This is a genomic window from Sulfitobacter sp. M05, assembly GCF_029285175.1.
GTDB lineage: Bacteria > Pseudomonadota > Alphaproteobacteria > Rhodobacterales > Rhodobacteraceae > Sulfitobacter.
The window spans coordinates 874353-890396 of sequence record NZ_JABEDH010000002.1; the positions used below are offsets into that span (position 1 = coordinate 874353).

General features: G+C 62.0%; 8 protein-coding genes. 4 read left to right on the forward strand and 4 right to left on the reverse strand.

All coding sequences use genetic code 11. The annotated features are described in order from the left end of the window. Positions 1-124: 124 nt before the first annotated feature. From HKX44_RS12435 to HKX44_RS12450, 4 genes are read left to right on the forward strand one after another with little or no spacing between them, the layout of a single operon-like run. On the forward strand, positions 125-5560 hold the full coding sequence (locus HKX44_RS12435) for an alpha-2-macroglobulin family protein (RefSeq protein WP_276151645.1): 5436 nt from the start codon (positions 125-127) through the stop codon (positions 5558-5560). Further along, complete coding sequence (gene pbpC, locus HKX44_RS12440; RefSeq protein ID WP_276151646.1) at positions 5557-7575, forward strand: penicillin-binding protein 1C; 2019 nt, start codon at positions 5557-5559, stop codon at positions 7573-7575. The genes HKX44_RS12435 and pbpC overlap by 4 nt, the downstream gene beginning before the upstream one ends. Before the next feature lie 46 nt (positions 7576-7621). Next, positions 7622-8263: a DUF1007 family protein gene (locus HKX44_RS12445; protein WP_276151647.1), complete on the forward strand. Its 642-nt coding sequence runs from the start codon at positions 7622-7624 to the stop codon at positions 8261-8263. After that, positions 8248-9192 carry a hypothetical protein gene (locus tag HKX44_RS12450; protein ID WP_276151648.1) on the forward strand — a complete coding sequence of 315 codons (945 nt, stop codon included), beginning with the start codon at positions 8248-8250 and terminating at the stop codon, positions 9190-9192. Before HKX44_RS12445 ends, HKX44_RS12450 begins: the two co-directional genes overlap by 16 nt. A gap of 118 nt (positions 9193-9310) precedes the next feature. Here HKX44_RS12450 and HKX44_RS12455 read toward each other — a convergent pair whose 3' ends face one another. Genes HKX44_RS12455 through HKX44_RS12470 form a run of 4 tightly spaced genes read right to left on the reverse strand, consistent with a single transcriptional unit; the run spans position 9311 to position 16006 of the window. Next, entirely contained in the window at positions 9311-11353 is a 2043-nt protein-coding gene (locus HKX44_RS12455) for a hypothetical protein (RefSeq protein WP_276151649.1), read from the reverse strand. Next, positions 11350-14121, reverse strand: coding sequence for a DUF4159 domain-containing protein (locus HKX44_RS12460; RefSeq protein ID WP_276151650.1), 2772 nt, complete (start codon positions 14119-14121; stop codon positions 11350-11352). The genes HKX44_RS12455 and HKX44_RS12460 overlap by 4 nt, the downstream gene beginning before the upstream one ends. Continuing rightward, positions 14118-15002, reverse strand: coding sequence for a DUF58 domain-containing protein (locus HKX44_RS12465; protein WP_276151651.1), 885 nt, complete (start codon positions 15000-15002; stop codon positions 14118-14120). The genes HKX44_RS12460 and HKX44_RS12465 overlap by 4 nt, the downstream gene beginning before the upstream one ends. Continuing rightward, the gene (locus HKX44_RS12470) at positions 14999-16006 is read right to left on the reverse strand and encodes a MoxR family ATPase (RefSeq protein WP_276151652.1); all 1008 of its coding nucleotides are present in this window, start codon (positions 16004-16006) and stop codon (positions 14999-15001) included. Before HKX44_RS12470 ends, HKX44_RS12465 begins: the two co-directional genes overlap by 4 nt. Positions 16007-16044: the final 38 nt, after the last annotated feature.

Genomic DNA, 16044 nt, shown 5'->3' on the forward strand with positions numbered 1-16044 from the left:
GGACCCTTCGTTGGGCGTAGATTGGCGTAAACCGGTGAACATCGCCTTAAACCGACCAGCCAAGCCTTGCCCGTGCCCCCATCAGCGTGTCAGGCTGAGGGCATTACAACCAAGGAGATTTGTCATGCGGAGTGTTTGGGCTGCTGGATTGGCGTGGGTGTTTTCAGCTCTGCTGGCGGGGCATGTCGCCGCGCAAGGGGCCATCCCCGACCACCGGTATCTGCAATCCCGTGACATGGATTTCTACGGCGAGGACCTGACCAACCTCTTTGACACCACCCAAGCGGCTTGTGCCCGCGCCTGCTCTGCACAGGAGGCCTGTGTCGCCTATACGTTTAATACCCGCAACAATGCCTGTTTCCCCAAATCCGCAATCCGCAAACGCCAACCCTATGCTGGCGCGGTGTCGGCACAAAAGGTCGCTACCGATCCGCAGGTACTGGCAAGGGGCGCAGAACGTCAGAAAGAATTGGTGTTCCTGACAGAGGATGACTTTAATGCCGCCCGTGCGCGGGTTGCGTCGAATGCGGCCAGCTACAGCTTTAGCGGTGAAACACTGGACGAATTGACGGCTGCGCTGCGCGGCGCTGAACAGGCGGGCGAGGGGGCGGTGGCGTACCGTTGGGCCAGCAAGGCGGCAGCACTTTCGGACCGTGCTGAGATGTGGACGGCCTATGCGCGCAAAGCGCTTGCCCATGCAGGCTCAGGGACAAACGCCGAGCGACGCAAGCTGCGTCAGGCGGCATTGCAAGCGGCGATCAATGGGTTTCTGCGGGCAGAGCAACCGGCGCTGCGTGTCGAATCCTTGCGGGTGATGGCGCAGGCGCTTGAGGCGGGCAACCGCGGCCGCGACATGATACCGGCACTGCGTCTTGCGCTGGACATCACCCCGCGCGACGATTTGAAAGTGGCGCTGACTGAGGCGATCGGAAAATACGGGTTTCGCGTGACCGATCACCGTGTTGACAACAATGCCGCTGCGCCGCGCATCTGTGCCGAGTTTTCCGAACGGCTTGTGCCGGCGGGGGTGGATTACGAACCATTTGTGCGGGTCGAAGGGCGCGGCTTGGTCGTGCAGGCCGAGGATAACCAACTGTGCATTGATGGCGTGGAGCATGGCGCGCGTTATACCGTGACCCTGCGTGTTGGCCTGCCTGCTGCCAGTGGCGAGGTGCTGCACAGAGATACAACATTGCAACTTTATGTGCGCGACCGGGCCGCTGCGGTGCGTTTCGCGGGGCGTGCCTATGTGCTGCCGCGCAGTGCTGATGCGGCCTTGCCGGTTGAAACAGTGAATGCCACAACGCTTGATCTGTCCCTGCGTCGTGTCAGCGACCGCAATCTGGTGCGTGCGATCCGCGAAAGTTATTTCGGGCGTCCTCTTGGTGCGGATGAGGATGATCGGTTCTCCACCGATCTCGCACAAGAGGTCTGGACCGGGACGGCAGAGGTGCAAAACGAACTGAATGTCGACATGACCACCCGCCTGCCTCTTGCAGAGGCGCTCGTGGGTCAGCCGGCGGGCATCTACACGCTAAGCGCGGCTGTGCCGGGGCAGGACAGGTATGAGAATCCAGCGGCGATGCAATGGTTTGTGCTGTCCGATCTGGGGGTTACGACATGGCAGGGCACTGATGGTATGCAGGTCGCGTTGCGGCGGCTGTCCGATGCGTCAGCAGGTGCAGGCATCAGGGTCAGTCTTATCAGCCGTGCCAATGCGGTGCTTGGCGAAGCCGTGACCGACGCTGACGGGTTCGCGCAATTTCCGGCTGGGCTGAGCCGCGGCACGGGTGCCGCGCGGCCTGCCCTTCTGATGGCGGAGGAGGGCGCCACCGATGTGGCCTTTCTGCCGCTGACAGATCCGGCATTTGACCTGTCCGACAGAGGGGTCGAAGGCCACCCGCCCGCGCCACCGATCGACACCTTTCTGACAACCGATCGCGGGGCTTACCGGGTTGGTGAAACAATCTATGTGACGGCGCTGACCCGTGACGGACAGGCCCGCGCCCTTCAGGGGTTGCCCGTCACGGCATTGCTGAAACGTCCCGATGGTGTGGAATACAGCCGCCAGTCCAGTACCAACAGCAAGGCGGGCGGCCATGTCTTTGCCCTGCCTTTGGAGGCGCAAGTACCACGCGGGGCATGGCGTGTGGACATCCTGAGCGATCTGGATGGGCCGCCGTTGGCCAGCCAAACCGTACTGGTTGAGGATTTTCTGCCTGAACGTATCGATTTTGACGTTACCCTGCCGGACGCGCCTTTGCGGGTTGCTCAGACCCTGCCACTGGGCGTTGATGTGCGCTATTTGTTTGGTGCAGCGGGCGCGCACCTTGAGGTAGAGGGCGACGTGCGCCTAACTCCGACACGCCGGGTTGCTGGCTGGGAGGGGTATATGTTCGGGCGCTATGACAGCGCGTTTCGCACCCGTACCCGTGCTATTGACAGAACCATGACAGATGCCGCCGGGGATGCCACTTTGTCGCTGCAACTGCCAAAGCTCGACGAGACCCCGCAAATCCCATTGAGCGCTGCGGTTACCCTGCGCGTTGCCGAAGGGTCTGGCCGCCCAGTTGAGCGCCGCGTGAACATACCGGTCACGCCGGCGGGTGTGATGATCGGGATCAAACCGGCATTTGAGGATGTACTGCCTGAAGGGGGGCAAGCCGCCTTTGATCTGATTGCGGTAAATCCCGACGGCAGCGCGGCGCAAGTGCCGGTGCGCTGGACCGTGAACAAGGTCGAAACCCGGTATCAGTGGTATCAGCTTTACGGGAATTGGGAGTGGGAGCCGGTAACGCGGCGTATTCGTGTTGCGACGGGGGAAGTGCCACTGGGCGATGCCCCGGCACGGGTGACGGTCCCGACGGAGTGGGGGGGCTATGAACTGTTGGTTGAACGCACCGGCGGCCCCTATGCTGCGGCCTCTGTTGAATTCGCCTCGGGGTGGTATGGCAGCAACGGCGCATCAGATACGCCCGACCGTTTGACCCTGTCTCTGGATGCCGAAACCTATGACACCGGCGATACAGCCAGCCTGCGTCTTGTGGCCGAAGGGGACGGGGTGGCAATGATCAGCGTGTTGTCAAACCGCGTGATCGAACGCCGGGTGGTGCCGGTTGTCGCGGGTGAGAATACGGTGCGTTTGACCGTCGGGGCAGATTGGGGGACGGGTGCCTATGTCACCGCCTCCGTTTTGCGTGGCATGGATGTTGCGGCAGGGGTGAACCCGTCGCGCCAGTTGGGGCTGGTTCATGCCGCAGTTGCCCCCGCCGACAAGAAACTGAACGTCAGCTTTGAAGCACCGGCGCAGGTTGACGGACAGGCGGGCACCATGACAGCCAGTGTTTTGGTTGATGGCGTTGCCGAGGGGCAGACCGCCTTTGTCACGCTTGCGGCTGTTGATCTGGGCATTGTGAACCTGACGGGGTTCACCGCTCCTGATCCCACGGACCACTATTTCGGACAGCGCCGGCTGGGGGTTGAGTTGCGCGATATCTATGGCCGCCTGATCGACGGGATGAACGGTGCCTTGGGCACGGTCCGCTCTGGTGGCGATGCGGCGGCCAGCGTGCAGGTGCAATCGCCGCCGCCGACGGAAAAGCTGATGGCGTTCTTTTCGGGACCTGTTGTGGTTGGCCCTGATGGGCGCGCCACTGTCGAGATCATCAAGCCGGCATTTAACGGCACGATCCGGCTGATGGCGGTTGCTTGGTCCGATGATGGCGTGGGGGATGCAACCTTTGATGTCATCGCCAAAGATCCCGTTGTGGTGACGGCCTCCCTGCCGCGTTTCCTTGCGCCCGGCGACACCAGCCGCCTGTTGCTGGAGCTGGTCCATGCGTCAGGTACAGCAGGCGACGCCGCATTGCAAATCCATGCGGATTCCGGTGTGGCACTGGGCGCGGTGCCTGCCACGATACGGTTGGAGGAAAACGCCACTGCGCGGCTGGAGGTGCCGGTAAGCGCGCGCGAGATTGGCGATAATTTGATCACCGTTGTACTGACCACACCGGAGGGCAGGGAGCTGCGCAAGGTATTGAACATGCCGGTGCGCGATAATGATCCCGAGGTGGCGCTGACCCGTCAATTCGCGCTTGCCGCCGGCCAGAGCTTTACCTTTGACAGCAATGTCTTTGCCGGCCTGCGGGACGGCACGGGTATGGCCACACTAACCGCCGGTCCGTTGGCGCGGTTCGATGTGCCGGGATTGCTGCAACAGCTTGACCGTTATCCCTATGGCTGTACCGAACAGCTTACCTCCGGCGCGATGCCCTTATTGTACCTCAGTTCGGTGGCACAGGCGGCAGGACTGGGTAAACCGGCACAGATCAACGACAGGATTACACAGGCCATCGCACGTATCCTGACCCGCCAGTCCAGCAACGGGGCCTTTGGGGTATGGCGTGCGCATTCCGGTGAGTTCTGGCTCGATGCTTATGTCACCGACTTCCTGTTTCGCGCGCGCGCGGAGGGGTACGCGGTGCCCGACACGGCCTATTCCTTGGCGATGGATAATCTGCGCAACCGGATCAGCTATGCCCCTGATTTTGATCAGGGAGGCGAAGACATCGCCTATGCACTTCTGGTTCTGGCGCGGGCCGGTGCCGCGCATATGGGCGATCTGCGGTATTATGCCGACACCAAAGCAGAGGATTTCGCCACCCCGCTGGCCCTGGCCCAACTTGGGGCGGCGCTGGCTGCATATGGTGATCCGTTGCGTGCCGATGCGATGTTCCGCAAGGCTGGTGTAATGTTGAACCGGCAAACCCCGAGCAAGCGCTGGCGGGATGATTTCGGCACCCCCCTGCGCGACACCGCCGCTGTGCTAAAGCTTAGCGCCGAAGCCGGAAGCGCGGCGGTTGATCCCGTTACGTTAACCGCCGGTTTGCAGGCCGGTAATGCCCGCCTATCCACACAGGAAGCGGCGCAGGTTGTCCTTGCCGCCCACGCTTTGAGCGCACCGGAGGCGGCGGCGAAACTAAGAGTAGATGGCGTGGATGCCCGTGGCCCCGTGGTGCAACGCCTGAGTGCGCGCACCGGTGGCACATCGGTGATCGAGAACATCAGCGACAATGCCATTGATGTCACGATGACCGCTTATGGTGTGCCCGAAGTGGCCCCCGAGGCGGGTGGTTATGGATACCAGATTACCCGCCGGATATTCACCATGGAAGGGGTGTCGGCGGACGGGCCAGTGGCCTCTGGTACGCGGCTGGTTGTGGTGTTGAAGGTTACCCCGTTTGAAGAGGTCGGCGCACGGTTGATCATTGATGATCCGCTGCCGGCGGGCTTTGAAATCGACAACCCCAATCTGTTGCGCAGTGGCGATATTGCAGCGCTCGATTGGTTGGAAACCAAGGATGTCGAAAACGCCGAATTCCGCAGTGACCGCTTTGTCGCGGCCGTGAACCACCGGCAGGCAAAACCGTTTGAACTGGCCTATGTTGTGCGGGCCGTGACGCCGGGCATCTATCATCATCCTGCCGCCACAGTCGAAGACATGTACCGCGCTGAATACCGCGCCAATACAGCAACCGGATCGATGACCGTCACGCCATGATCCGCCGGTTTGTTCCATTTGCATTGGTGCTGACGCTATGGGCGACAGCGGCCCTGCGTGACGGTTTTGATCGCTGGATTGATGCCACCGTGGTGCCGCCCGTGCTGGTCGAAACCTCGGTTGAAATGCGCGACAGGAACGGTGCTTTGCTGCGGGTGTTTCCGGTTGAGGATGGCCGCGTGCGGCTGGCTCTGAGGCTGGATCAGGTGGACCCTGCCTATCTGTCGGTGCTGATCGCCTATGAAGACCAACGGTTCTATGACCATCGCGGCGTTGACCTGCTGGCGTTACTGCGGGCAACGGGGCAGGCGATGATGTCGGGGCGGGTTGTCTCTGGCGGATCGACCCTGACAATGCAGGTGGCGCGGTTGGTGGAAAACTCCGGTACCGGGCGTTGGGCTGGCAAGCTGCGCCAGATCCGGCTGGCGCTGGCGCTTGAGCGGCAGCTGAACAAGGATGACATCCTGACGCTGTACCTTGCGCACGCGCCTTTTGGCGGGGCAATGGAGGGGCTGCGGGCGGGCAGTCTGGCGTGGTTTGGCAAGGAACCGCAGCGCCTGACCAGCGCCGAGGCCGCCTTACTGGTTGCCCTGCCACAAGCCCCCGAGGCACGCAGACCTGATCGCCATCCGCAGGCCGCGAAAACCGCCCGTGCGCGGGTCTTGGCGCGTGTTGCCGCCCCTGAACAAGTCCGCATGGCTGCCGTTCCGCACAAAATGCGATCCTTGGTACGCCTTGCTCCGCACCTGACAGACCACTTGTTTGCGCAGAACTCTGTGGCGCTGCGCCACGATCTGACAGTTGATGCGCGTCTGCAAACGCAAATGGAGACCCTCGCCCGTCGCGCGGTGCGGGGGCAGGACGCGGGGGTCACCGCCGCGATTGTTGTCGCGGATCACCGCAGTGGTGAGGTGCTGGCGTCTGTCGGATCACCGACCTATGCTGGAACGGGCGCTACCCTGGGGTTTGTCGATATGACGCGCGCTCTACGCTCTCCCGGATCGACGTTAAAGCCGTTCATCTATGCCATGGCCTTTGATCAGGGGCTGGCCCATCCCGACACATTGATCCGTGATGCCCCGGTCGCCTTTGGCCGCTACGCGCCGCAGAATTTCGACGGACAGTTCCGCGGTGACGTAACCGTACGCGAAGCGTTGCAACTGTCGTTGAACATCCCGCCGGTATTGTTGATGCAGGAACTCGGGCCGGCGCGGCTGATGAGCATGATGCGCAAGGGCGGGGCCAAACCGCAGCTTGCCGGCAAGGCCGGTCTGGCGCTGGCATTGGGCGGCGTGGGTATTACGCTGAACGATCTGGTGCAGCTTTACGGCGGGTTGGCGCAGGGCGGCGTGGTAAATCCATTGGTCTGGGAGCGTGGTCAGGAAGCCGTGCCGCGCAGGATTTTTTCACGTTCGGCAGCCTGGCAGGTGTCGCATATCCTTGCCAGTATTGCGCCGCCTAAAGGGGCCGCAGATGCCCGGAACATTGCTTATAAAACCGGCACGTCTTATGGCCACCGCGATGCTTGGGCGGTCGGGTTTGACGGGGCCCATGTGATTGGTGTCTGGCTGGGCCGGCCTGATGGCACGCCGGTGCCGGGGGCTTTTGGCGGGGCGCTGGCCGCGCCAGTTTTGTTTGAGGCATTTGGCCGGCTGTCGGCAGCCCCCGCGCCCTTGTCTGCGCCACCGCCCGAAACCTTGATCCTTGGCACAGCGGCCCTGCCGGCCCCGCTGCAACGGTTCCGGCCCCGCGATGCCATGTTCCGCAAACCGGCGCGTGCCCCCGAGGTTCGGTTTCCGCCAGAGGGGGCGGTGCTGCGCGCAACTGGCGGGAATGTGCCACTCAAACTCGCCGCTGGCGTGTTTCCGCTGACGGTTCTGGTAAATGGCGTGCCCGTCCTGACCGACCTGAACCGCCGCCAGATTGATTTGCCCCCGCTAAATACGGGTTTTTCGCGAATCTCGGTTATTGATGCCACCGGACAATCGGCCAGCGTCCAGATCAGGATGCAGTGATCGTGATCTTGTTGCACTGGGCGTAATGTCCTATCTCAGAGACATTATGAAACATGCATTCGCCTTTGCCCTTTCCCTGTTGTCCGCTGCCCCCCTGACGGCGCATCCGCACATCTTTGTAGATACCGGTTTGGACCTGCAATTTGACAAAGCTGGCCGGTTGAGTGAGGTGCGCATTACTTGGGCTTATGATGAATTCTATTCCCTTCTGATCACCGAGGATCGCGGGCTTGATCCCGACTTTGACGGAGTGTTGACCGAGGCGGAACAGGCTGATTTGCAAGGGTTTGATATGCAATGGTCGGAAGGGTTTAATGGGGATCTTGTCATTACCCAGAACGGACAGTCGCTGACGCTTTCGGCTCCGATGCAGGCAACGGCAGTTTATGAAAATGCACGGATCACTACGACCCATGTACGGCAGGTGGTGCAGGAACAAACGGCTGGCGCTCCGATCGAGATCAAACCCTATGATCCGACCTACTATAGTGCTTATGACATTACTTTACCGGTGCGGATCGAAGGCAACCCGTCCTGCACCAAGGCATTCGATGTCCCTGACGTGGAAGCGCGTATTCTCGAACTGAGTGAGCAACTGGCTGCGATGGACGAGATGTCTGACGAAAATACCCCCGATATCGGCATTCTGATGGCAACCACGGTACGTGTTACATGCGATATGTCCTGACCATCACCGCCTGCGCGGTTGTTCTGGCCCTAGGCTGGTTCTGGTTCACTGGCGGCTTTGAGCGTCTGGGTTTTTGGGCTGCCAGCCAACAGCGCGAGTTTCAAAACGCGATTGCCCGCGCCTTGCGCCTTGTCCGGTCTGGTGAAACGGCAGCCATTTTCGGCGTTTTGACTGGGTGTTTTGCTTACGGGCTTGCCCATGCGGCGGGGCCGGGCCACGGCAAGGTTCTGATTGGCGGTTATGGTCTTGCCCGCAAGGTGCCGATGGTGCGCCTGTCGCTGATCGCGCTGGCGGCGTCTCTTGGGCAGGCCGTGACCGCCGTTGTGCTGGTCTATGCCGGTGTTCTGCTGTTGAACCTGGGGCGGCAAACTATGGTCGATCTGACCGAGGCGATTATGGCCCCGGTCAGCTATGGGGCGATTGCGCTGATTGGTATTTGGCTGGTGTGGCGCGGCCTGCGTAAACTGTTGGCGCGCCGCGCGGTTGCCCACGTCCATGATCACGCCCATGCGCACGCGGATGACCATCACCATACACACGACCATCAGGGGCATAATCACCATTGCGCAAGCTGCGGACATGCCCATGGTCCCTCACTGGATCAGGTGGAAAACGTTGGTAGCCTGCGCGAAGCCGTGGTTCTGATTGCGGGCATCGCGCTGCGCCCCTGCACCGGCGCATTGTTTGTGCTGATCATCACATGGCAGATGGGCATTGGCGGGCTTGGCATTGCCGGAGCCTTTGCCATGGCGTTTGGCACGGCCTTGGTTACGATCTTTGTCGGTCTTGTTGCCGGCGGGCTGCGCGGTGGCATGTTGGCCAGCCTCAGCGGGTCGCCCAAGATGGCCGTAATGGTTGCCACGCTTGAGGTATTGGCCGGTTGCGCGGTGGTTTTCTTGGCCGGTGGTCTGTTGCTGAACGCAGTTTGATCGGTTGAGCCTATAGCGCCCGACCTTAAACATGAATCCCCAATACCCTGCCACGCTGCGCGTTCTCGGGACATTGGGGATACGAAATGTTTCAGGTTAATGGCCGGACACTTTAGCGCTACTGCCGCCCTTCGCGCAGCCATGCGGCGGTGATCAACGCCGCCGATAGCACCAAAACCAGCCACCCCGGCAGGATTGCCGTTTGCCGGATGTCGCGGGTTTCGTAAGCGCCGCGCGGTGTGATCCCCAGCCAACCACGCCCTGCCGCTGGCCGTCCCGCCCGCACGTTGCGCAACTTGGGCAATCCGTCCTCAAGTACCGCCACACCGCCACGCCTTGACGACAACAGAGCCTCCAGCGGGTCGCCGCTGGCAATGGTTTCAACGAACTCACGCGGGGCTGCGGGGCCAAGGCCGATCACTGTGGTTTGATCCCCGTTGTCCAGCCGGTAAAGACCCATTTCAGGCCCTTCAAACGTGCCCTCAAACATGCCCGCCGCCGCCTCGGTCAGCGGCACCTCAACCGTGCTGCCATCCGGCAGTGTTACGGTCGCCGGCGGCACGGTTTTGCGCAAAGTGCGACGGGTGATCCGCATACTCTGTCCCTCGGCGGTGGCGACCAGCGCTTCCTCCTCAAGCTCGGGTTCTTTCATCATCCAGTGGGCCAAGCGCCGCAGCAGCTCCAGCTGCGGCCCGCCCCCTTCGTAGCCTCGGCTCCATAGCCACGCATGATCCGACGCAAGCAGCGCGACACGGCCCTCACCGACGCGATTCAGCACCAGTAAGGGGCGTTCGCCGATCCCTGACATCAGCACATCGCCCTGCGGGTTGGCGACGTCGATCTCGCGCAGCCACCGACCCCAATCGCCGCTGCCGGGCAGGTTGGTTGTAACCGGATGTCTGGCCCCCAGTTCGGTGACCGTCGGCCGGTAAGGCTGTTCAAGCACGCGCGCGGTTGGTGTGGCCGGAATGACCGAGCCAAGCGGCGAGCGGAAAATGCTGTCGGCGCTGGCAAAATCCGGCCCGGCAGCAACCAGAACAGCACCGCCCTGACGTACATAACTCGCGACATTGTCCAGATAGAGCGCTGGCAGGATGCCGCGCCGCTGGTAGCGGTCAAAGATGATCAGATCGAAATCCTCAATCTTTTCCATGAACAGCTCACGGGTCGGAAAGGCGATCAGCGAAAGTTCCGTGACCGGCACGCCGTCCTGTTTCTCCGGCGGACGCAGAATGGTGAAATGTACCAGATCAACCGAGCTGTCCGACTTGAGAAGGTTGCGCCATGTGCGTCCGCCCGGATGCGGTTCGCCACTGACCAACAGCACACGCAGGCGGTCACGCACCCCGTTCATCTGGATCAGCGAAACATTGTTGCGGTCGGTCAGCTCGCCCTCGGCCTTGGGCAAGGAAAAGCGGATCACATTTCGCCCGCCATGGGGCAGGGTCACCGGCAGCTCAAGGTCTTGGCCAATCGGCACGCGAAAGGTCTGCGCCGGTTCGCCGTCAATGGAAATATCCAGTGAAGCGAGGGTTTCACCCGCCGGTGCATTGCCCAGATCGTCAATGCGCAGGGTCAGGGTGACCGCTTCGCCGATGATGGCAAAGCCCGGCGCGTTGCGTATCGTCAGGCGGCGGTCCCAATCCGTGCTTTCGCCGGTCATCAGCAGGTTCATCGGCGCGGGCAGGTCCACCGGCAGATCGGCGTCATGCACCCGCCCGTCGCTGATTGCGAGAATGCCGGCAATCCGCGCCTGCGGTTCTTCGGCCAGCGCATCGGTGATTGCGCGCATCATCTGGGTGCCGCCATCGCCGGCACCGTCCGGCACGGTGATCCGGCGGATTTCGGTATTGGGCCTTGTGCCGATCTGTGTGGCCAGCGCTTGCGCGGCCTCGGCGGTCTGTTCGGCCCGCCCGCCCAGTTGCTGGCTGGCGCTTTGATCTTCGACCAACAGCACGATATCGCTCAGCGGTGCGCGGTCTTCTTGCTGATAGGAGGGGTTGGCCAGCGCCCCCAGAACCACCGCTGCCGCCAGTCCGCGCAGGGCCCATCCCTTTAGCCCGCGCAAAATCGCAAGTATCAGCCCCATCAGGGCGATGATGATCACCACGAGCAGCAGAGACATCGGGATCAGCGGATCAAATACAAGTGTCGCGGTCATTGGCCCAGCCGTTCCAAAAGGGCAGGCACATGCACCTGATCCGATTTATAGTTTCCTGTCAGCACATGCATGATCAGGTTGACGCCAAAGCGGTTGGCAAGCTCGCGCTGGCGCTCTCCGCCATAGCCGCGTCCGATCGGAACCAGTGGCGCGCCGTCGGGGCGCACGGCCCAAGCTGCGGCCCAGTCGTTGCCGCCGATAACAACCGGGGTGACCCCGTCGTTCAGATTGCGAAACGGCATACCTTCGATCTGTTGCGCATTGGGCCGCGAGGCTTCGGCCCAGACATCGCGGCTGTTGTGACGCCCTGGAAAGTCGCGCAGCAGATAGAACGTGCGTGTCAACACATGGTCATCCGGAACCGGTTCCAGTGGCGGAATATCCAGCGATGCCGCAAGGTCTTGCAGTTTGCGGCCATTCGGGGTGGTGCTGCCCAGCCCGGCGATATTGGCATCACGGGTATCAAACAGGATCAATCCGCCAGAACGCAGATAGGCGTTCAGCTTCACATAGGCCTCGGCAGAGGGGCGCGGCTGATCCGGCGTGATGGGCCAATAGAGCATCGGAAAAAACGCCAGTTCATCGGTTTCGAGATTAACCGCAGTCGCCGGTGCCGGCTCGATAGAGGTGCGAAAGAACAAGGTGTCTGACAATCCCTGCAGGCCAGCGGCGGCGATTTCGTCCACTTGGGCATTGCCTGTGATGACATGGGCAAGCGACACTTCGGTGGTGGCAGCAAGCGCGAAATTGTCAGCTTCGCTTTGTGTGTGGCCGGGGCTTGCAATGCCAAGAAAAGGCAGCGCCAGAAACGCAAGAGCGGCTGCGTTGCTACGTTTCAGCAACCGGCCGGACAGGGCCAGCGAGGCAACGATATCGGTCAACAGCAACAGGACCGACAGGCTGAGCAGCCAGCCGGCAACCGGTTGTTCGGGGGCCACGGCCAGACCACGCACCGGTACGTCTGATGGCCAGCTGGCCGCTGACAGGGTCGTATCCGTCCCGATGACATTGCGTGCCAGACGCCGCTCGCCACTGCGATAGATGCCGGGGCGCAGGGCTGGGCCGGCGGCGGCAGACAACAAGTCCGATCCGTCGACACCGGGCAGGTTGCCCGCGTCGCTTAAAGAGCCAAACCCGTCCATAACGCGCAGCGGTGTCCATGTGGTGCCGTCAAGCGTGCCGGCCTCTGGCGATGCGGATGCCGCAGAGACAGCCAGCCGTTCCAGCATTTCAACAAACAGGCCGGACAGCGGCAGGGTTGACCAGTCAGCCGAGGCAGTGACGTGGAACAAGACGATCTGCCCCTGACCTAAATATTTACGTGTTACCAGTGGTGTGCCATCGCTGAGCGCGGCAATCACCCGGCCCGCCAGCAAAGGATCAGGCTGTGCGACAACCTGCGCCGTGACAACGACGTCATCGGGAATGGACAGGCCAAAGAATGGCGAGGTGTCCTTGAAGGTATCAAGAGATTTCGGTTCACCCCAGCTCATCGCGCCGCCGACGCTGCGCCCGCCGGCCCGCAGCCGCACCGGCATCAGTGGATCCTCGTCAAACCGGCTGATATCGCTGGCGGCAATCCGGGGGCCGGCAAACCGCACCAACATACCGCCCTGATCAATCCACTCCAGCAGCGGTGCGGACTCTGCCGCAGCGAGGGTCGCGACATCCGCCAGCACAATCACATCCGGATTGGCTGGCAGGACGTCCACAATCGTACCATCAATCAGATCGGCGGTGGGGGCCAGCGCCTGTTCGATGTAGTGCAGGGGTGACAACAGTTGCAGGCCCTCGCGCCCGCCGTCGGTGCCGATCAAGGCAACTTCGCGCCGCCGCAGGGTGTCATCAACAAGGGCAACCGCCCCCGCCGAGCGTTGGCCGACGATGGTAAAACCGGTGATCCGGGCGCGCAGTTCGGAGGGCAGGGACAATTCCGCTGTTGCATTGGTTGTGCCGGTCTCGAACACCGCCTTGGCGGTGGCAAGGATACGCGGGTTGCCTGCGGGATCACGCCCTTCGGCCTGTATCACCACTTCGCGTTCCGGCCCCGCGGCAGCCCGTGCAACCGCAAGCTGGACAAGATTGTTCTCATAGGTGGCGGGGGCAATGGCCAGCACATTGGCGGCAGTCTGATAAACCTCTACGCTGCCCTGCTTTTGCATTGCGTCCAACACCGTGGCGCGGCCCGCAAATTCCAATGCGTCACTGAACCAGATCGTGTCAAACGCGCCAAGGCCTTGCATGATCTCTACCGATTTGGAGATGTCTGCCGGGGATGGTTGCCATGCGGCAGGTGCCACGCCAGCCAAACGGGTTCGCCAGACATCGGCCGACTGAAACGCCGGCGCATCGGGGCGCGTCAGGACCAGAAAACCAACTGGACGCTCGGCGCGGCTGGCTTGGGTCAAACGGGCCTCAATCGCGGCGGTTTGTTGAGGCCAACGGGTGGCACCCGCCCAAGATCCATCCAACACAATCAGCAGCGGGGCATCGCTGGCTGGCGGATCGGTCTGCGGATTTAACACTGGTCCGGCCAGCCCCAGAATAATTGCGGCGACCAATGTCATGCGCAGCAACAACAGCCACCACGGTGTGCGGTCAGAGACGGTTTCATCATCCGCCAGCCCCAACAACAGGGCCACGCCGGGAAACCGGCGGCGGATCGGCGCAGGCGGCACCGCCCGCAGGATCAGCCACAGGATGGGCAAGGCGAGAAGCGCCGTCAGCAACCAAGGCGCGGTAAATCCGATGCTGCCCAGAACGGTCATGCGGCGGCTCCTGCGCGGGCATCAAGAGCGGCGTAAAGCCACAACAGGCCCGATTGCACCGAGGTAGTGGTGTGGTGCAACCCGTATTGCCAGCCGGTCAGAGCGCAAAGGCGTTGCAGCTCGGCTTTGCGTTGGGCCAGCCGTTCCAGATATCGCCCCTTGAGGTCATTCGCCTTGAGCGTTTCATGGCGCAGCGTGCCACCGACACTTTCGAAAACTGTGCGTCCAGTGAAGGGAAAAGCCTCTTCTGAGGGATCAAGCACGTGATACACAACCCCGCGTACCCCGCGGTCGGCAGCTTTGGTCAGCGCGGTTTGCACGCCCTCAAGATCTCCCATGAAATCGGATATGAAAACCGCACGGGCATGGGGGATCATGCCACGGTGTTCTGGTGCGCTGTAGTCTGTTTGGTCATCGCGACAGAAGGTTTCCGCCAGCCGCAAGACCTGCGGATTGCCACTACGCGGCGGCAGGGTGGTGCCGGTTAGGCCAACCCTTTCGCCACCGCGCAACAACAAGATGGCCAAGGCCAGCGCCAGCACCCGTGCGCGATCCGCCTTTTCCGGTACATCCTTATCAGACGAGAACCGCATAGAGGCCCCCTGATCCACCCAAAGCATAACGGATTGCGCGATTTGCCACTCACGTTCGCGGACAAATTCCTGATCCCCCATCGCGGAACGGCGGTGGTCGATCATGCGCCGGCTGTCACCCTGCTGTGACGGGCGGTATTGCCAAAAATCATCGCCCACGCCGGCGCGCCGGCGCCCGTGCGCGCCCAACAGGACCGCACCGGCCAGATGTTCGGCACGGGCCAGCAAGGCAGGCAGGCGGGCGGCTTGATCCTCTGCCGCGGCGCGAAGGGTGACGGGGGTGTTCACGCGGCTGCTTTCGTTCCGGTCAGGCTGGCCGCGGTTTCGTCAATCAACCCTTGCAGGCTGTCGCCACGTGCCCGTGCGGCAAAGTTCAGTGCCATGCGGTGTGACAGGACTGGCCGGGCCATATCCAGCACATCCTCGGCAGAGGGGGCAAGCCGGCCTTGCAACAGCGCGCGCGCGCGTACCGCCAGCATCAAGGCCTGTGCCGCACGCGGGCCGGGGCCCCAGGCCACGGTGTCTTTTACCCGGGCGCTGGCATCCTCTTCTTCAGGGCGGAACGCGCGTACCAGATCAAGGATCAGTTCGACCACCGACTCTCCGACCGGCATCCTGCGCAGCAGACGCTGAGCATCCAGCAGCTCTTGCGCGGTGAAAACCTGCGTCGATTGCGCATCGGTATCCCCTGTGGTGGCCAGCAGAATATCGCGTTCGGTGGCACGGTCAGGATAGGCCACGTCAATCTGCACAAGAAAGCGGTCCAGCTGCGCCTCGGGCAAGGGATAGGTGCCTTCTTGTTCAATCGGGTTCTGGGTGGCGAGAACGTGGAATGGCACGCCAAGAGGACGGTTCTGGCCTGCGACGGTAACGGTCTTTTCCTGCATCGCCTGCAACAGGGCCGATTGCGTGCGCGGGCTGGCGCGATTGATTTCATCGGCCATTAACAGCTGGCAAAACACTGGCCCCTCAATAAATCGAAAAGTCCGACTGCCGTCTGCGGTGGTGTCCAGCACCTCGGAGCCGAGAATATCGGCGGGCATCAGATCCGGCGTGAATTGTACCCGATTGCCGTCCAGCCCCATCACAGTGCTAAGGGTTTCAACCAAAAGGGTTTTACCCAGACCGGGCAGGCCGATCAGCAGCCCATGCCCGCCACACAACAGCGCCGTCAACGTCAGGTCGACCACACGTTCCTGCCCGATAAATTGGTTGGTAATGGACTGTTTGGCCACGCCCAGTTTCGCACCCAGTGTTTCGATCTGATCAATCATGTCGTCGGCTTGGGTCATGACATTTGCTTCCTTGGGATTATATCGGTTTAGTCTAA

What these genes read in the sequence shown, in the direction of transcription:
- HKX44_RS12450 (WP_276151648.1), top strand. Translation starts at nt 8,248, where the DNA reads ATGCGATATGTCCTGACCATCACCGCCTGCGCGGTTGTTCTGGCCCTA.
- pbpC (WP_276151646.1), top strand. Translation starts at nt 5,557, where the DNA reads ATGATCCGCCGGTTTGTTCCATTTGCATTGGTGCTGACGCTATGGGCG.
- HKX44_RS12470 (WP_276151652.1), bottom strand. Translation starts at nt 16,006, where the DNA reads ATGACCCAAGCCGACGACATGATTGATCAGATCGAAACACTGGGTGCG.
- HKX44_RS12435 (WP_276151645.1), top strand. Translation starts at nt 125, where the DNA reads ATGCGGAGTGTTTGGGCTGCTGGATTGGCGTGGGTGTTTTCAGCTCTG.
- HKX44_RS12455 (WP_276151649.1), bottom strand. Translation starts at nt 11,353, where the DNA reads ATGACCGCGACACTTGTATTTGATCCGCTGATCCCGATGTCTCTGCTG.
- HKX44_RS12445 (WP_276151647.1), top strand. Translation starts at nt 7,622, where the DNA reads ATGAAACATGCATTCGCCTTTGCCCTTTCCCTGTTGTCCGCTGCCCCC.
- HKX44_RS12460 (WP_276151650.1), bottom strand. Translation starts at nt 14,121, where the DNA reads ATGACCGTTCTGGGCAGCATCGGATTTACCGCGCCTTGGTTGCTGACG.